We start from the raw sequence: 22,146 nt of genomic DNA, 5'->3' as shown, positions 1-22,146 counted from the left end.
CGAGCCTTGCCGGTCATTGCGGTGTTCCTACGGCGGCGACGTTTCCAGCGTGTTGCTGCCGATCGGCGCGCCCTGCGACTGATAGAGGCGCACCACGTCGCGAAACGACGCATCGACCGGCGTGACCGGCAGCGTGAGACGCAGACTCAAGCCCAGGACACCGGACATCACGGCGAGCAGCAGGCAGGTTCCCAGACGCATGATCCGCCGAAGGTGAAGGGGCCGCTGCAGGAGCGTGCGCCGCCCGATCGGACATGAAAAAGGCCGCCGTGTCGAGCGGCGGCCTTTTTCATGAAGCACGACCGGACCGGCCTGCCACACCCAAGAAACGAGGGGGCGAAGTCCCTTGAGTGCGGCGGCCGGTCCGACCGTGGGGTGAACATGCGCTTACGACTGATGATCGTCAACATTCGTCACCCCAGCGACACCGCGCAAAAACGGGATTTCGCGGTTCATCCGCAGGCTCGTGTGCGTGAGCGCACGTTGCGCAGGCGATGCCGCACCGCTCTCGTCAAGGTTCGACAAGACGCATCTTGTCTTGGCAGGCGGCGATACCAACCGCAGCCGCGTTCTCTTCTCCATTCAATCTTGCGTAGAGGCACTTGGAGTGGGGCGGCCGCTCTGCAAAGACATCGCGCATGAGTCCTGCCGCGAATCGCATCCCCCCGCTCACCGGCCATCCCGTCTTCGCCGAGTTGCCGGAAACCGTGTTCGAAGCGATGTCGCGGCTCGCGCGGCAGCACGGGGCGATCAATCTCGGCCAGGGCTTTCCCGACCGTCAGGGGCCCGACGACGTGCGCGCCGCCGCCGCGCGGGCGCTGGAGAGCGTCAGCAACCAGTACCCGCCGATGATGGGGCTGCCCTCGCTCCGCTCGGCCATCGCCGCCCATTACCGGCACCATCAGGATCTCGACCTCGACCCAGAGCGCGAGGTGATGGTGACCTCGGGCGCGACCGAGGCGCTGGCCGGCGCGCTGATGGCGCTGGTGCGGCCGGGTGACGAGGTCGTGCTGTTCGAGCCGATGTACGACGCCTACCTGCCGCTGGTGCGACGCGCCGGCGGAGTGCCGCGCTTCGTCACGCTCAAGCCGCCGCATTTCCGGATCGAGGAGGCGGCGCTGGCCGACGCCTTCTCCGAACGCACCCGAATCGTCCTGCTCAACAACCCGCTCAACCCGAGCGCCACCGTCTTCGAGGAGGACGATCTCGCCCTGCTCGCGGCGTTCTGCCGACGCTTCGACGCAGTGGCGGTCTGCGACGAGGTGTGGGAGCACGTGATCTTCGATGGCCGGCGCCACCGGCCGCTGATGGCGCAGCCGGGCATGCGCGAGCGGACGGTGAAGATCGGCTCGGCCGGCAAGATCTTCAGCCTGACCGGCTGGAAGGTCGGCTTCGTGATGGCAGGCGAGCCGCTGATGCGGGTGCTGTCACGGGCGCACCAGTTCCTCACCTTCACCACGCCGCCGAACCTTCAGGAGGCGGTCGCCTACGGCCTGGCCAAGGACGACGCCTACTTCGAGAGTATGCGGGCTGACCTCGCCCGCTCCCGCGACCGGCTGGCGGCGGGGCTGTCACGCATCGGGTTCACCGTGCTGCCGAGTGCGGGCACCTACTTCCTCAGCGTCGACATCGCGGGGCTCGCCGCCGACGACGTCGCCTTCTGCGAGCGGATCGTGTCCGAGCACGGCGTCGCGGCCATTCCCGTCAGCGCGTTCTACGAGGGAGGCAGCGTGAACAACCTCGTGCGCTTCTGCTTTGCCAAGACGGACGCCACCCTCGACGCGGCGGTCGAACGCTTAGCGGGATTATTTCCGAGGACGTGAACGACCGCGCGATCCGCTTCCTTGTGCAGCGGTTGGGCCGGGGCCACATCCTCGCCATGAGCACCTCCGTTCACACCACCAGCACGGCCTATCGCGAGTCCGCCGGCGCAGCGCAGCTGCGCCGCCTCACCGATACCAGCACCGAGGCGAGCCTCCTGCGGCTCGAGCAGCTCGCCCACCTGATGGACTCGGCCATCCTTCTGCCGGGCATCAACCGCCGCGTCGGTCTCGACGCGGTGATCGGTCTTGTTCCCATCCTCGGCGACATCGCGGGCATGGCGATCGCCTCGTACATCGTCTACGAGGCGAAGCGGCTCGGCGCACCGCGCTGGCTGGTTTGGCGCATGATGGGCAACGTCGCCATCGACGGCGCGGTGGGCTCGGTGCCGCTGGCCGGCGACCTGCTCGACGCGGCCTTCAAGGCGAACCGCCGCAACGTGCGTCTTCTGCGTCGCCATCTGGAGCGCAAGGGCGCGCTGCGGCCGAGCGAGATCGAGGGCACCGCAACCCGGCTCGACTGAGCCGGCATCGGCCGCCCGAGTGTGAGGGTTGGAGCCGATGAACGAGCACCTGCGACCCGAACTCGATGCGGTGCCCGTCACCGCGCCGGGCAACGCGCCGCAGATGCGAGTCCTGCCGACCGCCACCCGCCGCGGGCTCTCGCCGCTCAACCGGCGGCGGGTCGCGAACTTTCGGGCCAACCGGCGCGGCTATTGGTCGGCGGTGATCTTCACCGTGCTGTTCGTGCTGAGCCTGTTCGCCGAACTCATCGCCAACGATCGCCCGATCGTGATGCAGTACAAGGGCGAGTGGCTGTTCCCCGTCCTGGTCGATTATCCGGACGAGAAGTTCGGCGGCTTCCTGGCTCAGACTGATTACCGGGCGCCCGAGACGCGCAAGGAGATCGAGGAGAACGGCTGGGTGCTCTGGCCGCCGATCCCTTACGCCGACAACACCTTCATGCGGGATCTGCCGACCCCGGCCCCCTCGCCGCCGACCTGGATGCTGAGCGACGCCGAGTGCCGCCCGGTCGCCGAGCGGGCGGGCGTGAAGGCCGAGGGGCGCGAACTCGGCTGCCGTGACATCGAATGGCACTGGCTTGGCACCGACAACGCCACGCGGGACGTGCTGGCGCGCGTCATCTACGGTTTCCGCATCTCGATCCTGTTCGGCCTCGTGCTTGCCGGCGTCTCCTCGGTCATCGGCGTGATCGCGGGTGCGGTGCAGGGCTATTTCGGCGGCTGGACCGACCTGATTTTCCAGCGGATCATCGAGATCTGGGGCGCGATCCCGACGCTCTACCTCATCATCATCATGTCGGCCTTCCTCGTGCCGAGCTTCTTCACCCTGCTCGGCATTCTGACGCTGTTCTCGTGGACGGCCCTGGTCGGCGTGGTGCGCGCGGAGTTTTTGCGCGCGCGGAATTTCGAGTACGTCCGCGCGGCGAGGGCGCTGGGCCTGTCGAACGTGCGCATCATGACGCGGCACCTCCTGCCCAACGCCATGGTGGCGACGCTGACCTTCCTGCCGTTTATCCTTAACGGCTCGGTCACGACCCTGACCTCGCTCGACTATCTCGGCTTCGGCCTGCCGCCGGGCTCCCCCTCGCTCGGCGAGCTGCTGGCCCAGGGCAAGGACAACATCAACGCGCCCTGGCTCGGCCTCACCGGCTTCTTCGTGGTGGCGACGATGCTGAGCCTGCTCGTCTTCGCGGGCGAGGCTGTGCGCGACGCGTTCGATCCGCGTAAGACCTTCGGCTGAGCCGCGTCAGCGCCGCGCCTCGTCGCTGCCCGGCGGCCCACGCCATCCCGTCTCGACGGTGAAGCCGGCGCTGCGGGTGGCGAGGGAATCACCGCCGACATGGGCGAGGTAGGTGCCGGCCTCCACCACCAGCGTACCGTCCGGCTCGTGGTAGCCGAGGTCGCGCGCCGGCACGCGGAAGCTCGCGATACCGGTCTCGCCCGAGGCGAGATCGAGGAGCGCCACGCCCTTCAGCAAGCGCCTCGGCCGGCTGCGGCTCGCCACCGGTTGGCCGACATAGAGCTGCGCCACCGCCCGGCCCGGACGCGTCCCATGGTTGGTGACGGGGGCGCGCACCTCCAGCATCGCGTCGTAGCGGTCCCCGACGCCGACATGCGGCGTCACGATCTCCGGCTCGCCATAGGCGAAGCGGGTGTAGGAGAGGCCATAGCCGAACGAGAACAGCGGCAGCGGCGATTCGTCGGCATAGCCCATGGTCCAGCGCGAGCCCGGGATATGCGGGCGCCCGCCCGGCAGGGTGTCGTAGGTCAGCGGCAATTGCCCGACTTTACGCGGCCAGGAAACCGGCAGCCGGCCCGACGGGTTGGCGTCCCCGAACAGCGTCTCGGCCACGGCCGGACCGCCCTCGGTGCCCGGAAGCCACGCCATCAGCACCGCCTGTGCCTGCCCTAACGCATCCCCGAGTTCGGTCGGGCGTCCGCCGACCACGACGAGCGCGATAGGCTTGCCGGCCTCGGCGACCGCCGCGAGCAGATCATGTTGCAGGCCGGGCCAGGAGAGGGTGGCGCTCGATGAGCCCTCGCCGGAACGGTCCCGCGGCTCGCCCATCACCGCCACGACGAGATCGGCGCCCGCCGCCGCCTCGACCGCGGCGGCAAAACCCGCGCGGCTGTGGCAGACACGCGAACAGCCCGGCGCGAAATCGATCGCAACGCCGGACGCGGCAGCGCGCTCGCGCAGGCCCGCCAGGATCGTCACCGCGTCCCATTCCTGCCCCGTGCCCTCGTGCGGCCCGACCTGATCCCAGGCGGAATCCGCGAAGGGACCGACCACGGCGATGCGGCGCACCTTGGCCGGATCGATCGGCAGCAGATCCTCGCGATTCTGCAGCAGGACAAGGCTCGCCCGCGCCGCCTCGCGGGCGAGCCGCCGGGTCTCGGGGCGTAGGAGCTTCTCCTCCGCGCCGTCCGGATCGATCACGGGGCGATCGAACAGGCCGAGCCCGAATTTGAGCCGCAGCACCCGGCGCACCGCCGCATCGACCGCGCCTTCGGGAACGCGCCCGGCGCGCACCTCCTCGGGCAGATGGCGGAACAACAGTCCGCTCGTCATGTCCATGTCGACGCCCGCCGCCAGCGCCTTGCGCGCGGCCTCCGCGCCGTCGCGTGCGACGCCGTGCTTCATTAGGCTGGCGATCGCCTGCCAATCGGCCACGACGAGGCCGGAAAAGCCCATTTGCCGCCGCAGCAGGCCCGTCATCAGCGCCGGGTCGGCCGTGGTGGGCAGGCCGTTCAGGGCGGTCAAAGCCGTCATCACCGCGTCGGCGCCGGCCCGGATGCCGTCACGGAACGGCGGCAGGTGGAGGTCGTGCAATTCGGTGGGCGCGACGAAGGTGGCGTCGTAGTCGCGCCCGCCGAGCACCGCGCTGTAGCCCGCGAAATGCTTGAGCGTGCTCGCGAGCCCGCCATCGCGAAAGCCCTCGACCTGCGCGGCGGTGAGCCGCCCCGTCAGCCACGGATCCTCACCCAAGCCCTCGACCACTCGGCCCCAGCGCAGATCGCGGGCTACATCCGCCATCGGCGAGAAGGTCCAGTTGAGGCCGACCGTCGCCGATTCGCGTGCCTGGGCGGCGGCGGCGCGGCGCACCAGACCGGCATCGAAGCTCGCGGCCATGGCGAGCGGCAGGGGGAAGATGGTGCGGTAGCCGTGGACGATGTCGAGGCCGACGAGGAGCGGAATCCCGAGCCGCGACGCGCGGGCGAGCCGGTCGGCCTGCGCCACGAGGCCGGCATTGTTGAAGTTGATGATCGCCCCGACCTCGCCGCGGCGGAAGCTGTCGAGATCGAGGATCGGCTCATGAGAGATTAGGTTGAGCTGGCCCGCCTTCTCCTCCAGCGTCATCCGGGCGAGCAGCGTCTCGATCCGGCTCTCGACCGGCTCGACGGCGCTGGCCGGAGCGCCGAGGACGACGGCCCAGGCTGCGGCACCGCGGATGATCCACCGAGCCAGCCGTCGCATCGTCACCGTCTCCCCGGAGCGGTTTCCACCGCCCTCTCTTACGGGGCGTGACGATGCCTCATGAAGGGGCGTGCCGTCGATGGAGCACGGTCGGGCTTTTGATCGGCGGCGGGCAGATCGGTGTGGACGGCGCTCACGGCGACCGCGTCCGGCTCCGCCGGCCCGCGTTGACGCGAAGTCCGGTGCTCGGGTCCGCCGCTTCGGCGAAGGGAAGACGATCCTCGCCGGCGGCGACCACCCGGTCGCGTCCGGCGTGCTTGGCTTGGTAGAGGGCGTCGTCGGCCCGGCGCAGCAGGTAATCCAGGCTGCCGCCGATCTGGCTTTCGGCCGCCACGCCCACGCTCACGCGAATCGCCAGTTCCGGATAATCCGGGTGCGCGAAGCGGGCGATTGCGGCCCGGACGTCCTCGGCGACGCGCATGGCCGCCCGCTCGTCGAGCCGCGGCAGCAGGCACGCGAATTCCTCGCCGCCCATCCGCCCGAACACCGCGCCAGGCGGCAGCAAGGGGTCCGCGACATGGCAGAAAGCGGCCAGCACCGCGTCGCCGACGCTATGGCCGTAGCGGTCGTTGACCGCCTTGAAGTGGTCGAGGTCGAACAGGAGCAGGGCAGCCGGTGCAACGGCGAGGTGCCGCTCGGCGCCTGCGACCAGCGCACGGCGGTTGGCGATGCCCGTGAGCGAATCGGTCTCGGCCGCCAGCCGCTGCTCACGCTCGGCCCGCTCCTTCGTCAGCGCCATGAACACGAAGGCGATCGCGACCGAGAACAGCGTTCCGGCAAAGCAGAGGATGGCGAACCACGGCGAGGCGATCGCGACGGAGGCCGGGATCGGCATGGTGAAGGCCAGCGGCAGGCGGATCCAGTAGAGGCCGGCATAGGTGGCAAGCAGCACCAGCGCCGGATAGCGGGAGACCAGGGGCTCGTCGCGGCCCTGCCAGATCGTCAGCGCACCGGAGGCGCAGTAGAGCCCCGCGAGCGTTGAGGCGAGGCTGACGCGGGCGGCGAGCGATTCGAAGAAGGGAGGAATCAGGCAGGCCGCGATCCAGAGCGCCCCGCCGCCCACGGCCCAGCCAAGCCGCAGCGAGCGGCCCTCGAAGGCCCGCACGCCGCTCCAGATCAAGCCATAGCCGCCGATCATCATCGCGTTGGCGAGGCCGATGGACAGGCTGTCCGGGATCTGGCCGCGCAGCGCCAGCATCAGCGAAGCAACACTGCCGACGATATGGGCGATGCCCCAGACCGCCAGCGCACGCTCGCGGCGGGTCTGGCTCCACGACAACAGGAACAGCACGCCCACCATGAAGGTGACGGCGACCGTCATCAGAAAGAGCGTCGGGAGATCGAGGCGCATCGTGTGTTTGGCACCGGCCCGATCGGACCGCTGCGCCGCCTCCCCTTCATCGTGGTGGCTTTAGAAATGGTCCGGGAACGACTTTGAAGTCAACAGCATCGCTGAACACTTACGGCAACGACTTATAAAATTCCGTTGCCGAACCGACCAACAAATGAACAACGTATGCTTCAATACGGTTCGTCAGAAGAAACACTGCTCGCCTCGATCTGATCGCCCCGATCGTTGAGTGGGTGAAGATCGCGCACCATGCCTTTCAAACGTTCATCGAGGACGTGGGTATAGATCTGCGTCGTCGAGATATCGGCATGGCCCAGCAATTCTTGGACGATACGCAGATCCGCGCCGTTCTGGAGCAGATGGCTGGCGAAGGCGTGGCGCAGAACGTGCGGACTCACCCGGTCGGTCCGCAGGTCGGCGGCGGCAGCGGCTGTCTTGAGGTCGCGGGCGAAGGCTTGCCGGGTGAGATGACCGCTCTCGCTCTCGGCGGGAAACAGCCAGGACCCCTCGGCGGTCAGGTGCGCGACGTGGGTGCGCATCGCCTCGCGCGCGAGGTCGGTGAGCGGCACGAGGCGCTCGCGACCGCCCTTGCCCTTGACCACGAGGTAGCGCTCGCGGGTGGCCGCAGCCGAGCGCGGCAGGGCGACGAGTTCCGAAACGCGCAAGCCCGTGGCGTAGAGGAGTTCGAGCAGGCAGAGCATCCGCGCGGCCGCGCGGGCCTCCGCCCGGTCGTCGCCCGCCGCCTCGACCCGCTCGCGCGCCGTCGCGAGCAGGCGATCGACCTCCGCCACCGACAGGACCTTCGGCAGGCCCTTGGCGCGCCGGGGGGCTGCGACCGGCGCGGTCGGATCGGTTTCGGAATAGCCCTCCGCGTAGAGGAAGCGGTGGAAGCCGCGGATGCAGGAGAGACGCCGGGCGGCCGAGGACGCCTTCAAGCCGCGCGGCTCCAGGGAGGCGATGTAGGCGCGGACTTGCTCGGCCTGCGCCTCCTCCGGGTCGATCCCGCCTTCCGCGAGATAGCCGAGGTAGTCGTCGAGGTCGCGCCGATAGGCGGCCAGGGTGTTAGCCGCCGCACCGCGTTCGGCGGCGAGCATGTCGAGAAAGAGCTGACCCGGATCCTCCGCTCCGCTTGGGAGCGCGGAACCGTCCGCGCTCATCGCCCGCCCGGCTGGAGCTTCGATGGGGGAATGGTGACGCTGATCTCCCGCGGCGTCGGCTCGACGAAGGTCGCCAGTGCGAACATGCCGGCGAAGACGAGGCCCGCGAGGATCGCGATCGTGGCAAGGAAACGGAACAGGGTGGGCAAGGGAACCGGCCTTTCGCCGAGGATACGCGGACGAGCGGGTCGTGTTGCGATGCGCAAACCGTGGGTTTCGATCACATGCCGGAGGCTCGAAGGCAAGGTCTGGCGGAGCACAGGCGGCGCGGTCAAGGGACAGGCCGCCGGCCACCAGGGCAATCGCTCGAAGGCGATGACCTTGGTTTGTTGCTGGCCTCAGTCGCCGACGCCGGCCTCCGCAGGCTTAGGCTTCGAGCGATGGCCCTGCGCCGCCCCCTGCCCGCTTCTCAGAAGCGGTTCTTCCAGGCCCGTAGCGCGGTGAACACCGCCGCCGGGTCGGAGCCCGGCTCGAGGCCCGCAGAGCGAGCGAGGACCGGCTGGCCCACCCGCAGGAACGGGTTCGTCGCCTTCTCCTGGCCGATGGTCGACGGAATCAGGAAGCCGCCCTGCGCGGCAAGCCGCTCGGCCTCGGCCACGCGCTCCTTCAGGTCGGCGTTGTCCGGATCGGCGGCCAGGGCGAAGCGGCCGTTCGAGAGAACGTAATCGTGACCGCTATAGACGGCGGTCGCGTCCGGTAGGTCGAGGAAACGGCTGAGAGAGCGCCAGAGCGTTTCGGGCTCGGCCTCCATCACCCGGCCGCAGCCGAGAGTGAACAGCGTGTCGCCCGAGAACACGACGCCGGCATCGGCGAAATAATAGGTCACGTGGTCGGCGCAATGCCCCGGCGTCTCCCAGACCGCGGCGGTGAGACCGCCGACCGTCACCGTATCACCCTCCTTGACGGTGCGCGCGGCACCCGGCACCGCCCCGCGCGCCTTCTCCGGCACGGTCACCCGCGCGCCGGTGCGCTCCACCACCTCGGGAATCCCCTCGATATGGTCGCCGTGGCGGTGGGTGACGAGAATGTCGGTGAGCTGCCAGCCCTCCGCGTCGAGGGCGGCCAGCACGGGCCCGGCCTCCGGCACGTCGATGGCGGCACAGGCGCCGCTGGCGGGATCGCGAATCAGCACGCCGATATTGTCGCTCCGGCACAGGAAGGTGCGGATTTCGGGGGCCGCTCTCGTCATCGAAGACCTTTCGCGAAAACTGACTTTTCCACCCGGACGGTCGCGGGGAATAAGGTCCGCCGAGCGTGACCGGCGCCGGGGCGCGCGGTACAAACCCGGCCGAGGAACCGTTACATCGCGGTGACGGTTCCGGGATCGGAGGCGCAGCCACGCTTGCCCCAGGCCTCCGCGATCCCCATTGATGCCGCATCAGCCCTACGGAGGACAACCGGCCGTGCCGGCACCCCATCCGATGCGCCTCGACGTCACGGACCTGCGCGCTTTCTACGCCAGCCCGCTCGGCGTCGTCACGCACCGTGTCGTCGGCCGGACGATCCACGGCTTCCTCGGCTCGGTCTCGGGGCTGCGCGTGCTCGGGCTCGGCTACGTCACACCCTATCTCGGCCCGGTCCACGTCATCGCGGAGCGGACGCTGGCCTTCATGCCGGCGACGCAGGGTGTCGTGAACTGGCCCTCCAGCGGGCGCTCGGTGACGGCGCTCGCCGATCTCACCATGCTGCCCCTGCCTGAGGCCGCGGTCGATCGCGTCATCCTCGTCCACGGCCTCGAAGCGGTGGAAAGCCCGAGCGAGCTGCTCTCGGAAGTGTGGCGGGTGCTGACGCCCGGCGGACGCCTGATCCTCGTCGTGCCCAACCGCACCGGTGTTTGGGCGCGGCGGGACGCGACGCCCTTCGGCCACGGCCAGCCCTATAGCCGCTCGCAGCTCTCGCGGCTGATGCGTGACACGCTGTTTTCGCCGGAGGGCTGGGCCGAGACGCTCTACATGCCGCCGATCCGCAGCCGGTTCTGGCTCCGCACCGCCGCGGCCTGGGAGCGGTTCGGCACCGGCCTCGCCATGCCGTTCGCTGGCCTGCACGTCGTGGACGCGACCAAGCAGCTCTACCGGCCGATCGCCGTGCGGCAGGTGCGCCGGCTGGAAAGCCGGGTGCCGGCGCGGGTGCTGGTGCCCGCCGGACAGCCGGGCTAAAGCCGGCGCGTTTCCCCCGTCGCCGAGCCGAGCGAGCATGTTGCCATCCATTGGCTTCGAGACCGTGCTGACGAGCTTCCTGCTCGCGCTGTCCAGCCTGTTCTCGATCGTGAACCCGGTCGGCTCCGCGCTGATGTTCGCGCAGATCACGTCCGACCGCTCGCAGGCCGAGCGGGCGGAGCTGTCGCGGCGGATCGGTTTCTATGCCGCCCTCGTGATGCTCGCCGCCCTGTGGGCCGGCGCCCCGATCCTCAATTTCTTCGGCGTGTCGCTGGCGGCCCTGCGCATCGCCGGCGGCCTGTTCGTGGCGGCCTTCGCCTGGACCATGCTCACCGCCCCGGAGGCGCGGGAGGCCCGCAAGCATGCCGAGGTCGAGGCCGAGCCGGAGGCTGGCGAGAACCTCGCCGAGGTCGCGTTCTTCCCGCTCACCCTGCCCTTCACCACCGGGCCCGGCACCATCGCCGTCGCCATCGCGCTCGGCGCCAACCGCCCCTCTGAGCCCGGCGAACTCGCCGGCTTCTTCCTCGGCGCCTCCCTGGCGGCCCTGGCCATCGCCGGCGTGATCCGTCTCGCCTACGGCTCGGCGGACCGGGTCGTGACCCTGATCGGATCGGTGCGGGCACGGGTGCTCGGGCGTCTCTCGGCCTTCCTGCTACTTTGCGTCGGCACGCAGATCACCGTCAGCGGCGTCTCGGACGTGCTCGGGCCATTGATCGCCTCTCAACGGGTATAGACAGTCAACAGCCGCCATCCGCGCTATGAGCGCTGGGTGAGCCGGCCATTCATCGGAGCGAAGAGTCGATCATCATGAAGCTCGTCGTTGTGGGCGCCGAAGGGCGCATGGGGCGAATGCTGATCCGGGCGGTGGCGGAGGCCGAGGGCTGCACGCTGCACGGCGCCGTCGAGCGCCCGGGCTCGGCCGTCCTCGGCCAGGATGCCGGGCTGTTGGCCGGGATCGGCGAACTCGGCGTGCCGGTGAGCGACGACCCCCTGTCGCGGTTCGTGGCCGCCGACGGGGTGCTGGACTTCACGGCACCGGCCGCGACGGTGGCCTTCGCCGAACTCGCGGCGCAGGCCCGCATCGTCCACGTCGTCGGCACCACCGGGCTTTCCGAGGACGACCTGACGCGGCTGAAGGCGGCGAGCTACCATGCCCGCGTCGTGCGCTCGGGCAACATGTCGCTCGGCGTCAATCTGCTCGCCGGCCTCGTGCGCAAGGTCGCCGCGACGCTGGGCCAGGAATTCGACATCGAGGTGCTGGAGATGCACCACCGCATGAAGGTCGATGCGCCCTCCGGCACGGCCTTGCTGCTCGGCGAGGCGGCGGCGGTGGGCCGGAATGTGGCCCTGGCCGAGACCCGCGTCTCGACCCGCGACGGCCATACCGGGGCGCGGCGGCCCGGCGATATCGGCTTCGCGACCCTGCGCGGCGGCTCGGTGGTCGGCGACCACAGCGTCATCTTCGCCGGTCCCTCGGAGCGGATCACGCTCTCACACCATGCCGAGGACCGGGCCATCTTCGCCCGCGGCGCGGTGCGAGCGGCACAATGGGCCTTCGACAAGCCGCCAGGCCTCTACGGCATGGACGACGTGCTGGGGCTTCGCGACTAGACTGACGTCCGAATAACGAATCCAACAGAACGTCAGGCTTAGGCTTGGGAGGCGCCGCTGCCTCTGGTAGAGGCCCGCCCACGATCGCGAGGCGCCGTGCGGCGGCCTCGCCCCCTTCTCCGGAGAGACCCATCCCATGGAGCGCCTGCTCGTCCTCGCTCGGCATGGCCAGAGCGAGTGGAACCTGAAGAAGCTGTTCACCGGCTGGCGCGACCCCGAGTTGACGGAGCTTGGGATCGACGAGGCACGTCGGGCCGGACGCTGGCTCAAGAGCCAGGGCACGCAGTTCGACGTCGCTTTCACCTCGAACCTGCGGCGCGCCCAGCATACCTGCTCGCTGATCCTCGAGGAGATGGGCCAGGGTGGTCTGGAGACGATCCGCAACGAGGCGCTGAACGAGCGCGACTACGGCGACCTCTCCGGCCTCAACAAGGACGATGCCCGCGAGCGCTGGGGCGATGCGCAGGTCCACGAATGGCGCCGCTCCTACGACGTGCCCCCGCCCGGCGGCGAAAGCCTCAAGGACACCGCCGCACGGGTTCTGCCCTACTACATCCAGACGATCCTGCCGCGCGTCATGTCGGGCGAGCGGGTTCTGGTCGCGGCCCACGGCAACTCGCTGCGGGCGCTGGTGATGGTGCTCGACGGCATGACCACCAAGACGATCGCCAGCCTCGAGATCGCCACCGGCATCCCCCTGGTCTACCGGCTCAAGGCCGACACCACGGTCGAGTCGAAGACGGTCCTCGACAAGGATATCGACCAGGACGATTGATAAGATTTTCGCTCGATTAAGCGGGGGACCGTATCGCACAGCTCGCGCGGCACTTGAGGAAGACCCCCATCGCGCCGGCGCGATGGGATCCCACCGAAATCCAAATCCGCAGCCCCGAAGGAAGCAACCGGATTTGCGGAATTTGGTAGCAAGCTCACCCAAATAATCACAATCCCAACTCCTTCCGTTGGCATCAGTGGCAAGCAACGACGGCGTGGACGCCAACACTTTTCGTTGGTATTGCCGCTAGCCATCGGCATCCTTGCTTTGTGCGCGTGACGCGAGGGCAGAGTCGAACCCTGCGACGATGGCCAGATCGGGGTTAGCAGGACTGGGCTTCTGCGGCCGGCGTTTCCTTGTCCACCGTACGCGATTTTAAGAAAGGCCAGCGCCATCCGATACCGGCAATACGAGCTGCCCTTATAGCTCAAGGGATCGCGTCTCTGAGCGATCGCGAGACGTTAGGTGTTACCGACAGAACTGCCCGCCCGAAGTCCTAGGTGGACCTGATTCGGCAATTTTGATAAGCACGTCGGCGGAGTGAGGGGAGCAAACCCCTAGCGTGCGGACGGAACGCCCAGCGCTGAATACCAACTCCCGACCAAGACCAAGTGCCAATTGCGGGCCGCCACCTTTTCCTTCGCGGGGAGCCGGGTGGCGGCCCTTCGTTTGTCCTCGCCCCAAAATGCGTCGGCGACCGCACTGGGGCTCAAACTGTTGTCATGCAACCTCCATCTTGAAGCAAAGAGAGCACGAGTCGGAGGAAACTGCAAGGGCGTTTGGAAAGCCGATAGCGGTTTTCCTTGACGAAGCGATTGCAAACGCGGACTATGCCCGCACTAGATCGCGAGGCTTCTATGTCCCGTACCCGTAGCCCAAACTATCCATTTATCGACCTGAAAGCGGCTATCACCGCGGTCACGCCCGTGTTCACTAAGGAGAAGCGCAACCGGATGCCCAAGGAGGTTTTGGCCCAGCATCTCGGCTACGCTGGCATCAACGGGCGCTCCCTGGGGATGATCGGTGCAGTTCGCGCCTACGGCCTCATAGAGGGCTCTGGTGATGAGATGCGGGTATCTGATGAGGCGATAACGCTCATCAACGCGCCTGAGGAAACGCCGGAGTGGGGCGAAGCTCTTAAGACGTGCGCTCTAAAACCGCCGCTCTACCGCGAACTGGCAACGAAGTTCGATACGACGCCAAGCGAAGGCGTATTGCGATACACTCTCATCAAAATGGGTTACACGCCCGAGGCTGCGGCGAAGGCAATCCCGCCCTACCTTGCTACGATGTCGCTTGTTGGCGAGTCTGCTGGGGCGTACAATCTCTCTCGCGACGAGCAGCGCGAGGAAAGGGTCACGTTCCCTGGTCTCGGAGAGGTTGATCGACGCGCCTTTGAGGAGGCTGCGACCATGAATGCAAGGACACCGCCAGAAGTAGTGCATCATCAGGCGCTATCTGGCATGGCGCCAATGCCAGCGCATATGCAGCAAGCTCCCGGCACGCGCCGAGAGGTTGTCAGCTTGGACGAGGGTGACGTCACGATTACGTTTCCCGAAGCACTTTCTCCACAAAGCTTCGAGGACCTGAAAGACCACTTGGACCTCTTTGTTCGCAAGATGCAGCGACGCTCGCGAGAAGCGCCTGTTGCGCCTCCTGCGCCTCGCCTAGAACAGGCGAGTAGAAGCGACGCTACGAGCAACGCTCCTCCAAACGTCTCGCTTATGATCACCCAAGCGCAGCGCGAGGCCCTACGCCAACGCGGCTTAAGTGAGGAGGAGATACGGAATATGCAGCCGATAGAGGCTCATCGTTTTCTCGGCCTGAGCCAGTAGGATTCCATGGGGCCGGACTTAAGCGCAGCGGGAGCGCCGTCCTGACAACGGGTGAGCTTGCTGCCTAAGATTTGGTATGAGGCGCGAAGTCCTCACCCGGCTCCCAGCACCTCCTCCACGGCCCGCGCCACGCGCGCCGTGGAGCCCGACTCGTCGAGCGGGTTGCGGCGTAGGCGGTGACGAAGCGCGCTCGGCGCCACCTGGCTGAGATGTGCGACCGAGACGATGTCCGCACCTTCGAGGGCGGCGAGCGCCCGGGCCGTGCGCATCAGCGTGAGTTCGCCGCGCAGGCCGTCGGTGCCGAGCGCGAGGCAGAGCCGGGCTGCGTTCTCCAGAACCGCATCGGGCACGCTCACGCTGCCGAGACGCTCGCGGGCCGCGAGAATCGTCTTCTGGAGCGCTTTTTCCGCCTTCCCTTGCGCGGCACAGAACGCCTCGCCGTCGCGCTCGTAGGCGTCGCGCCGCCGCACCACCTCGATGCGCGTGGCGATGTCGGTCGGCGTCGTCACTTCGCAGGCGAGGCCGAAGCGGTCGAGAAGCTGCGGACGCAGTTCCCCCTCCTCCGGGTTGCCGCTGCCGACGAGGACGAAGCGGGCCGGATGGCGCAGCGAAAGGCCCTCGCGCTCGACGGTGTTGACCCCGGACGCCGCCACGTCGAGCAGGAGGTCCACGAGATGGTCCTCGAGCAGGTTCGCCTCGTCGATGTAGAGGAAGCCGCGGTTGGCTCGCGCCAACAGGCCCGGCTCGAACGCCTTTTCCCCCTTCGTCAGCGCCCGCTCCAGATCGAGTGCGCCGACCACCCGGTCTTCGGTGGCGCCGAGCGGCAGATCGACCACCGGCACCGGGATCTGGTGACTCTTTCCCCGCCCCGCGCGCAATGCGGGCAGGCCTCGGCCGGACTGTCGGGCGAGCAGGAATAGGGACAGCCGGCGACCGCCCGGATCTTCGGCAGCAGCGCCGCGAGCGCCCGCACCGCCGTGGACTTGCCGGTACCCCGGTCACCGAAGACGAGGACACCGCCGACCGACGGATCGACCGCCGCGATCAGCAGCGCCCGCTTCATCTCCTCCTGGGCGACGATGGCGGTGAAGGGAAAGGCAGGCACGCGCGATCAGCTTCCTGAGCCGGAGGGACCCGAACGAGGCTCACGGGCGGTTGTACCGATCATGCACGAATTGCGCGGCACGAACAGCCGCGCTCGCGCTCACATTGGGGCCATCGCTCTTCGCGCGGCGGCGCGTCACATCCCGCGGCAGCGGCTGCGCAGGAGGCCCGCGAATTCCTTTTCCGAGGTCTGGACCTGGGTCAGGCGCTCGGTCCGTTCGGGGCCGGACAGGCAGCGGCCGTAGACGCCGGCGATCCGGCGCATGGTCTCGACATGGCGGCGCCAGACACGGCATAGGCTTGCCTCGTCCTCGCCGCCGCCTTCGAGTTGCTCGATCGCCTGCCGCTGCATCGAGCCGGCGACGAGCACGTCGCGGGCGCAGGCCGCCTCGCCTTCCGCATGCAGGCTGGCGGGTGAGAGGAGCGCCGCCAGAACGAGGGCGGCGCGCAGAGAGAACACGGCCATGTCAGGCAGCCTGGGTCGTCGGGCCGTTGGCGAGCAGGGCGTAAAGAGCGGTCGCGTCGCGGGCGCTGCGGATGCGCTCCAGCATGCCGGGCTCGCGCAGGAGCCGGGCGACCTGGGCCAGTGCCTTCAGATGGTCGGCCCCCGCACCCTCGGGAGCAAGCAGGAGAAAGGCGACGTCGATGGGCTGGCCGTCGAGGGCGTCGAAATCCACGGGCTTTTCCAGCCGGGCGACGAGGCCGAACAGCCGGTCGAGCTGGGGGAGCTTGCCGTGGGGGATCGCCACGCCGTCGCCGATCCCCGTGGAGCCGAGGCGCTCACGGTGGAGCAGGGTTTCGAAGACGTCCCGCTCGGACAGGTTCGGGAGGCGGCGGACCGCATGGGCAGCCAGTTCCTGGAGGACGTGCTTCTTGTCCCGCACGCGCAAGGAAGAGACGACCGAGTCCGGGTTCAGAAATTCGAGCATCGGCATGAAAACTAAACGCCTCGTGGGCGGGATCCATCCAGAGATCCCGCGTTCCCATGCACGACTGCCGAAACCCAACGGTCTCGGCACGGAGCGCCGCACGAGCCCGCCCGGATCCCGGAATCCGTCTCCGGCACCGGTTTCCGGGGCTTCGTGACGGGCACCTGAGGTCCCCGTCCGAGAAGGCTTGAAACCGGCCCTTGCCTCAATCCCGCTCGCCGGGCGGATCGACCCATCCGATCGCACCGTCACTGCGCCGATATACGACGTTGATGCGTCCGGTGCCAGCGTGAACGAAGACGACGACCGGGGCGCCGGTCATGTCGAGGGCGGTGACCGCCTCGCTGACGGATTGGCGCTTGAGCGTGCGGGTGCTCTCGGCCACCACCGGCGGATGCGCGCCCTCCTCCGCCTCGGCGTCAAGCGGGTCCTCGTCCACCTCGTCGTCGGGCGCGGCGAAGACGGCGTAGGCCGCCTCGATATCCGCCCCGTTGTGGCTCGCCGCGCCGTGATCCTTCAGCTTGTGCTTGTAGCGGCGCAGGCGCTTTTCGAGCTTGTCGGCGGTCTGCTCGAAGCTCGCATGCACGTCGTGCGCCGCGCCCGAAGCTTCTAGCGTCAGCCCGGTGACCAGGTGCAGCACGCAATCGGTTCGGTATGCCGCCCCATCGCGCCGCAGCGTCACGTGCCCCGTGCAACTGCCGCTCATATGTGGATCGAGATACTTCGCGAGGGTCGCCGCCATGCGGTCCTCGACCCGGCCTCGCAGGGCCGTACCGAGATCGAGGCCATGCCCCGTCACCCGCAAACCTGCCATCGACGTCTCCGCTCTTCCTCCCGGGACATCGAGAGTTAGAAAGGGGGACGGGGCAAGTCAAACACGAAGGCGAGCCGGCGCAGGGCTTTCACGCGCCGACGACACGACCGGGATCAGCGGACGGCCGTGGCCATCTTCTCCCGGCGGCGCTCGATCGACGAGGGGATCCGCAGCGACTCCCGATACTTGGCGACGGTGCGGCGGGCGATGTCGATGCCCTCGTCGCGCAGGCGCTGGACCAGCGCGTCGTCGGACAGGACGTCGGAGGCTTCCGCATCGACAAGTTGTTTGATGCGGTGGCGCACCGATTCCGAGGAATGGGACGCGGCACCGGCGGCGCCGGGGATTGCGGCGGTGAAGAAGTACTTCATCTCCAGGGTGCCGCGGCTGGTGCCGATCGACTTGTTGGAGGTGACGCGTGAGACGGTCGATTCGTGCATGCCGATCGCCTCGGCGACCGTTTTGAGGTTGAGCGGACGCAGGTGGGCGACACCGTGCAGGAAGAAGGCGTCCTGCTGACGGACGATCTCGGTGGCGACCTTGAGGATGGTGCGCGCCCGCTGCTCCAGGCTGCGGGTGAGCCAGTTCGCCGTCTGCAGGCACTCGGACAGGAACGCCTTGTCGCCGTCCGCCACTGCGCCCTTCGAGACGCGAGCATAGTAGCTTTGGTTGACCAGCACCCGCGGCAGCGCCTCGGAGTTCAGTTCCACCAGCCAGGAGCCGTCGGGCGCGGGGCGGACGAACACGTCGGGGACCAGCACTTCGACCGCGTGGGCGCCGAAGGCGCGGCCGGGCTTGGGGTCGAGGCGGCGGATCTCGGCCAGCATCTCGACGAGATCCTCGTCGTCCACACCGCAGAGGCGGCGCAGGGCCGGAAAGTCGCGCTTGGCCACGAGATCGAGGCGCGAGACCAGCGCCTGCATCGCCGGATCGAACCGATCCTGCTCGCGAAGCTGGATCGCGAGGCATTCGGCGAGGTCGCGGGCGGCCACGCCCGGCGGATCGAAGGTCTGGACGAGTTTCAGAATGCGGGCGACGTCATCGAGGGAGGCGCCGAGCCGCTCGGCCACGCCGTCGATGTCCTCGCGCAGGTACCCCGCATCGTCGACCGCATCGATCAGGAAGCTGCCGATCAACCGGTCTGAGGGGTTTTGCGTCGCCAGATCGAGCTGTGCGGCGAGGTGCTCGCGCAAGCTGGTTTCGGCGGTCAGCGTCGCCTCGAAATCGGGAAGCTCGCCGTCGAAGCTGCCGCCGGCATTACCGTAAGGGGCCGGGGTCAGCGAGAGCATGTCCCCGGTCCCGGTCTCGCGCGGGGTGGGGTTCTCGTCGGCGAACACGTTGTCGAGGCGCGTGTCGAGGTCACCCTCGATCTCGCTGCGGCTCTGCGTCATCTCCGAGCCGAGCCAGGTCTCAGATTCCGGCCCGTCGCCGCCATCGTACTCGCCGTCGCCCGAAGCTTCCGGCGCCTCGCGCTCGGATTCCCCTTCGGACTCGGCGCGCTCCAGAAGCGGATTCCGCTCCAGTTCGGCATCGACATAGGCCGAGAGATCGAGCTGCGAGAGCTGCAGGAGCTTGATCGCCTGCAGCAGTTGCGGTGTCATCACCAGGGCTTGGCCCTGGCGCATCTCGAGCCGCTGGAGCAGACTCATCTCGATGCCCAACCTTCAGAAATCATTGACAAATCGCAGCTCGCGTACGAGCCGCGCCGAACTCGGCACGTTCTTTGCTTCTCCTTTGATAGGTCTAGCGCCATCGGCCCGACACGTCAAAGCGGTTTGTCCGGCCGTCACCCAAATTCTCGCACCGCGGTAGCCGCGCAACAGAGGCGGGCCGCGCCGGCTCACTCTATTGGGGATCATGCACGCATCGCCACGCCTGCATTTGTCAGGGGCGAACGAAGAAAGTGTTTCCGGCAAGCCGGCCACGGTGAGCGTGGTTCAGCGGTCGTTACCGGATCGGCGAAAACTCGCTCCCGACGGTTCGCGACCGCATGAAGGACACCTCCACGGTCCGACGGGCGTGAAAGGGTGCCGTGAGATTCCTGAGACGGCATCGTCACGCAGGGCAGCACCCGACGAAGTGCCGCGCGGCGAGTACGTGTCTTCGCCAGCGTGCTGCTGCGGTCAGTCACGGGGGAGAGTGGACGCCGCTTCGGTGCGGGTCGATCCGGCTGCCGATCCTCGATGCCGGCCCAACCTTCGAGACGTCCGCTCCGACCTAAAGCCGGAAATCCTCACCGAGATAGAGCCGGCGGGCGTCCTCGTTGGCGACGATCTGCTCGGGCGTGCCCTCGGTGAGGATGCGGCCGGAATGAGCGATGTAGGCGCGGTCGATCAGGCCGAGCGTCTCGCGGACGTTGTGGTCGGTGATGAGCACACCGATGCCGCGCTGCTTCAGGTGCTTCACGAGATCCTGGATGTCGCCGACGGCGATTGGATCGATACCGGCGAAGGGCTCGTCGAGCAGCATGAAGGTCGGCGAGGACGCGAGCGCCCGGGCGATCTCGCAGCGGCGTCGCTCGCCGCCCGAGAGCGCGATCGACGGCGACTTGCGCAGGCGCGCGATGTCGAACTCTTCGAGCAGCGAGTCCAGCTTGCGCTCGCGGGCCTTGCGGTCCGGCTCGGCCACTTCGAGCACGGCGCGGATGTTGTCCTCGACCGTGAGCCCGCGGAAGATCGAGGCTTCCTGCGGCAGGTAGCCGATGCCGAGCCGAGCCCGCTGATACATCGGCAGGTGGGTGATCTCCATGCCGTCCAGGCTGATGAAGCCGCGGTCGGCCGGGACGAGGCCGGTGATCATGTAGAAGATCGTGGTCTTGCCGGCGCCGTTGGGCCCCAGCAGCCCCACCGCCTCGCCGTTATGGACGGTGAGCCCGGCCTCGTGGACCACGGTGCGGGCGCCGTAGCTCTTGCGAAGGCCGCGCACGTGCAGCACGCCCGGACCACCGCCCTCGGCGAGCACGCCGCCGGGCGCTGCCTGGGGTGTCGATCCAGTGCGCCCGAGAAGACGGCCGAACCACGAGGCTTTGCGGCCTCGGCTCGCCGGCTTCGGCTCGGCGACCGCGCGAAGCGGCACGCCCGCAGGCATCCCGGCTCCCGTCACCGTCAGTTCGCCTGCGCCCGCGTCTTCACGGCTGGTTTCTCGGCCCCCTTGTCGGCACCCTTGGCACCGGGCTTGGCCGCGATAGCCGGCTGGGTGCAGCCCTTCGGCTGACTGCCCTTGGCCTGCCCGGCCTCGCCCGGCACGAACATCGCCGAGACGCGACCGCCGGCCACAGGGTCCATGTTGGCCCGGCCGCTCGCCATGTCGTAGACGAGGCGCGAACCGCGGGTGACGTTCTGGCACTGGCTGAGCACGACGTTGCCGGTCAGCACGATGCGCTTGGCCTCCTGATCGAACACCGCATTGTCGCCGGTGGCGATCTGGTCCTTCTGCGCCACGGTCACGGGGCCGGCGCATTCGACCTTACGGATGCCGTTGCCGCCAAGCGCCGCCTTGGCCTTGGCATCCTCGGCCGCCTCGGCCTCCGACTTCGCCGCGTCCTTGGACGGATCCTTGTCCTTGTCGCGCTTGTAATGGACCGTCATCGCCGAGCAGCGGATCGTGCTCTCGCCCTGCACCGCCACGACGTTGCCGGCGAAGATCGCCTTGTTCTCCTTGTCGAACACGTCGAGCCGGTCGGCGTCGATCTTGATCGGCCCCTTGCCGCCACCGACGGTGCCGAGCGCGGCGGGCTTCTCCTTCACCGTCTCCTTGGCCGGAGCCGCGGCGGCGGAATGCGCCAGGAGGAGGGCGAGGCCGACGGCAAGCGCCGGGCCGAGACGCGGCGTCATCGCGTGGGTTCCGCAGCGGAGGTGTGGATGCGCTCCTGATCCGTCCGCAGGGCGACTTTGGCACCGCTCTCCTTCTCGGCCTCGTCGCCGTGGAACACCGCATGGACGCGGCCGACGAAGGAGACGACCCGGCCGTTCTCGACTACATCGAGCGTGTCGGCGACGATCGAGCCCGACGGCACCGTGACGGTGACAGCCTTGGATGAGCGCAGGCTGCCGGTCTTGAAATCGACGGTGGCGACCGAGAGGCGCACTTCCTCGCCCTTGTCCGTCCAAAGCCGGATGTCGTTCTCGAGGTTAAGCGATTCGCGGGTGGAATCGAACACGCCGCCCTGTGCCTGAAGGTAGGCACGGCCGCCCTTGTCGTCGGTGGCGACGTGGCCCTTCATGGCCTGAAGTTCGATGATGCTGGGCTTGCGCACGTCCTGCTGCGCCGCGTCGGCGACCACTTCGTAGCCGCGCTCGCCCTTGCGGAAGCCGGACAGCCGCGGATTCTCCATCGTCACCTTGGTGCCCGAGACGCTGATCGGGCCGAAGGAGACGTTGGGAATGCTGCCCGTGAGCGGGCTCCAGAGCACGATCGCTGCGAGCCCCAGCACGGCGATGCCGGCGGTAACCGGGATCACCCGGCGCAGCGTCCGCACCTGCGCGCTGTGCCGCCGCGCGCGTCCATGCGCGCGCTTGCGACGCGCGTTCTCGTTCGCGGCGAGCGCGAGGAGATCCGTCTCCCCCTGGATGGTGTCGGCCGCCTGCATCGCG

21 protein-coding genes and 1 pseudogene are annotated in these 22,146 nt (G+C 68.3%); 8 read left to right on the top strand and 14 right to left on the bottom strand.

All coding sequences use genetic code 11. From position 1 onward, the window contains the following. Nucleotides 1–27 precede the first annotated feature (27 nt). Nucleotides 28–201 (bottom strand): hypothetical protein, encoded by a 174-nt coding sequence (locus tag MSPGM_RS12535; RefSeq protein WP_003604736.1) that lies wholly within the window; start codon nucleotides 199–201, stop codon nucleotides 28–30. A 437-nt stretch (nucleotides 202–638) separates the two neighbouring features. On the opposite strand from MSPGM_RS12535, the gene MSPGM_RS12530 reads away from it, so the two are divergent. The 3 genes from MSPGM_RS12530 to MSPGM_RS12520 are packed head-to-tail and all read left to right on the top strand — an operon-like array spanning nucleotide 639 to nucleotide 3,584. Then, nucleotides 639–1,823 carry an aminotransferase gene (locus MSPGM_RS12530; RefSeq protein WP_261926387.1) on the top strand — a complete coding sequence of 395 codons (1,185 nt, stop codon included), beginning with the start codon at nucleotides 639–641 and terminating at the stop codon, nucleotides 1,821–1,823. Continuing rightward, nucleotides 1,820–2,344 (top strand): DUF4112 domain-containing protein, encoded by a 525-nt coding sequence (locus tag MSPGM_RS12525; protein WP_003604731.1) that lies wholly within the window; start codon nucleotides 1,820–1,822, stop codon nucleotides 2,342–2,344. The genes MSPGM_RS12530 and MSPGM_RS12525 overlap by 4 nt, the downstream gene beginning before the upstream one ends. 37 nt (nucleotides 2,345–2,381) lie before the next feature. Then, on the top strand, nucleotides 2,382–3,584 hold the full coding sequence (locus tag MSPGM_RS12520) for an ABC transporter permease (RefSeq protein WP_012752869.1): 1,203 nt from the start codon (nucleotides 2,382–2,384) through the stop codon (nucleotides 3,582–3,584). A gap of 6 nt (nucleotides 3,585–3,590) precedes the next feature. Here the strand turns inward: MSPGM_RS12520 and MSPGM_RS12515 are convergent, their stop codons facing one another. From MSPGM_RS12515 to gloB, 5 genes are all read right to left on the bottom strand, one after another. After that, nucleotides 3,591–5,822 (bottom strand): glycoside hydrolase family 3 N-terminal domain-containing protein, encoded by a 2,232-nt coding sequence (locus tag MSPGM_RS12515; RefSeq protein ID WP_003604728.1) that lies wholly within the window; start codon nucleotides 5,820–5,822, stop codon nucleotides 3,591–3,593. A 133-nt stretch (nucleotides 5,823–5,955) separates the two neighbouring features. Then, complete coding sequence (locus MSPGM_RS12510; protein WP_003604726.1) at nucleotides 5,956–7,173, bottom strand: sensor domain-containing diguanylate cyclase; 1,218 nt, start codon at nucleotides 7,171–7,173, stop codon at nucleotides 5,956–5,958. 170 nt (nucleotides 7,174–7,343) lie between these two features. Then, nucleotides 7,344–8,330: a site-specific tyrosine recombinase XerD gene (locus tag MSPGM_RS12505; RefSeq protein WP_012752868.1), complete on the bottom strand. Its 987-nt coding sequence runs from the start codon at nucleotides 8,328–8,330 to the stop codon at nucleotides 7,344–7,346. Then, on the bottom strand, nucleotides 8,327–8,479 hold the full coding sequence (locus tag MSPGM_RS12500) for a hypothetical protein (RefSeq protein ID WP_012253924.1): 153 nt from the start codon (nucleotides 8,477–8,479) through the stop codon (nucleotides 8,327–8,329). The genes MSPGM_RS12505 and MSPGM_RS12500 overlap by 4 nt, the downstream gene beginning before the upstream one ends. A 260-nt stretch (nucleotides 8,480–8,739) precedes the next feature. Then, the gene (gloB, locus tag MSPGM_RS12495) at nucleotides 8,740–9,519 is read right to left on the bottom strand and encodes a hydroxyacylglutathione hydrolase (protein ID WP_003598068.1); all 780 of its coding nucleotides are present in this window, start codon (nucleotides 9,517–9,519) and stop codon (nucleotides 8,740–8,742) included. A 232-nt stretch (nucleotides 9,520–9,751) separates the two neighbouring features. Between gloB and MSPGM_RS12490 the strand changes: the two genes are divergently transcribed. The 5 genes from MSPGM_RS12490 to MSPGM_RS12470 all read left to right on the top strand — a co-directional run bounded on the left by MSPGM_RS12490 (nucleotide 9,752) and on the right by MSPGM_RS12470 (nucleotide 14,707). After that, nucleotides 9,752–10,486 (top strand): class I SAM-dependent methyltransferase, encoded by a 735-nt coding sequence (locus tag MSPGM_RS12490; protein ID WP_012253922.1) that lies wholly within the window; start codon nucleotides 9,752–9,754, stop codon nucleotides 10,484–10,486. Between the two features lie 37 nt (nucleotides 10,487–10,523). Next, on the top strand, nucleotides 10,524–11,219 hold the full coding sequence (locus tag MSPGM_RS12485) for a MarC family protein (protein ID WP_003598071.1): 696 nt from the start codon (nucleotides 10,524–10,526) through the stop codon (nucleotides 11,217–11,219). 74 nt (nucleotides 11,220–11,293) lie between these two features. Beyond that, the gene (gene dapB, locus MSPGM_RS12480) at nucleotides 11,294–12,097 is read left to right on the top strand and encodes a 4-hydroxy-tetrahydrodipicolinate reductase (protein ID WP_003598073.1); all 804 of its coding nucleotides are present in this window, start codon (nucleotides 11,294–11,296) and stop codon (nucleotides 12,095–12,097) included. 136 nt (nucleotides 12,098–12,233) lie between these two features. Next, entirely contained in the window at nucleotides 12,234–12,872 is a 639-nt protein-coding gene (locus MSPGM_RS12475) for a 2,3-bisphosphoglycerate-dependent phosphoglycerate mutase (protein WP_003598075.1), read from the top strand. Nucleotides 12,873–13,729: 857 nt separating this feature from the next. Then, on the top strand, nucleotides 13,730–14,707 hold the full coding sequence (locus MSPGM_RS12470; RefSeq protein WP_261926386.1) for a hypothetical protein: 978 nt from the start codon (nucleotides 13,730–13,732) through the stop codon (nucleotides 14,705–14,707). Between the two features lie 92 nt (nucleotides 14,708–14,799). On the opposite strand, the pseudogene bchI reads toward MSPGM_RS12470, so the two are convergent. From bchI to MSPGM_RS12430, 8 genes and pseudogenes are all read right to left on the bottom strand, one after another. Continuing rightward, a pseudogene (gene bchI, locus MSPGM_RS12465) lies at nucleotides 14,800–15,812 on the bottom strand (magnesium chelatase ATPase subunit I). A gap of 135 nt (nucleotides 15,813–15,947) precedes the next feature. Next, the gene (locus MSPGM_RS12460; RefSeq protein ID WP_003598083.1) at nucleotides 15,948–16,277 is read right to left on the bottom strand and encodes a hypothetical protein; all 330 of its coding nucleotides are present in this window, start codon (nucleotides 16,275–16,277) and stop codon (nucleotides 15,948–15,950) included. 1 nt (nucleotide 16,278) lies between these two features. Then, the gene (ptsN, locus tag MSPGM_RS12455) at nucleotides 16,279–16,746 is read right to left on the bottom strand and encodes a PTS IIA-like nitrogen regulatory protein PtsN (protein ID WP_003598085.1); all 468 of its coding nucleotides are present in this window, start codon (nucleotides 16,744–16,746) and stop codon (nucleotides 16,279–16,281) included. A 199-nt stretch (nucleotides 16,747–16,945) separates the two neighbouring features. Further along, entirely contained in the window at nucleotides 16,946–17,554 is a 609-nt protein-coding gene (gene hpf, locus MSPGM_RS12450) for a ribosome hibernation-promoting factor, HPF/YfiA family (protein WP_003598087.1), read from the bottom strand. Between the two features lie 113 nt (nucleotides 17,555–17,667). Then, nucleotides 17,668–19,203 carry an RNA polymerase factor sigma-54 gene (gene rpoN / locus MSPGM_RS12445; protein ID WP_003598088.1) on the bottom strand — a complete coding sequence of 512 codons (1,536 nt, stop codon included), beginning with the start codon at nucleotides 19,201–19,203 and terminating at the stop codon, nucleotides 17,668–17,670. A 568-nt stretch (nucleotides 19,204–19,771) separates the two neighbouring features. Further along, the gene (gene lptB / locus MSPGM_RS12440; protein WP_003598090.1) at nucleotides 19,772–20,641 is read right to left on the bottom strand and encodes an LPS export ABC transporter ATP-binding protein; all 870 of its coding nucleotides are present in this window, start codon (nucleotides 20,639–20,641) and stop codon (nucleotides 19,772–19,774) included. Between the two features lie 17 nt (nucleotides 20,642–20,658). Beyond that, nucleotides 20,659–21,387, bottom strand: a complete 729-nt coding sequence (locus tag MSPGM_RS12435; RefSeq protein WP_003598093.1) for an LptA/OstA family protein — start codon at nucleotides 21,385–21,387, stop codon at nucleotides 20,659–20,661. Further along, the gene (locus MSPGM_RS12430) at nucleotides 21,384–22,142 is read right to left on the bottom strand and encodes a hypothetical protein (RefSeq protein ID WP_012253915.1); all 759 of its coding nucleotides are present in this window, start codon (nucleotides 22,140–22,142) and stop codon (nucleotides 21,384–21,386) included. The genes MSPGM_RS12435 and MSPGM_RS12430 overlap by 4 nt, the downstream gene beginning before the upstream one ends. Nucleotides 22,143–22,146 lie beyond the last annotated feature (4 nt).

This window comes from Methylorubrum sp. GM97, from assembly GCF_024347855.1.
GTDB classification, from domain to species: Bacteria; Pseudomonadota; Alphaproteobacteria; order Rhizobiales; family Beijerinckiaceae; genus Methylobacterium; species Methylobacterium extorquens.
Note: the sequence above shows the minus strand (reverse complement) of the source record. Positions and strands in the feature narration are given on the sequence as shown.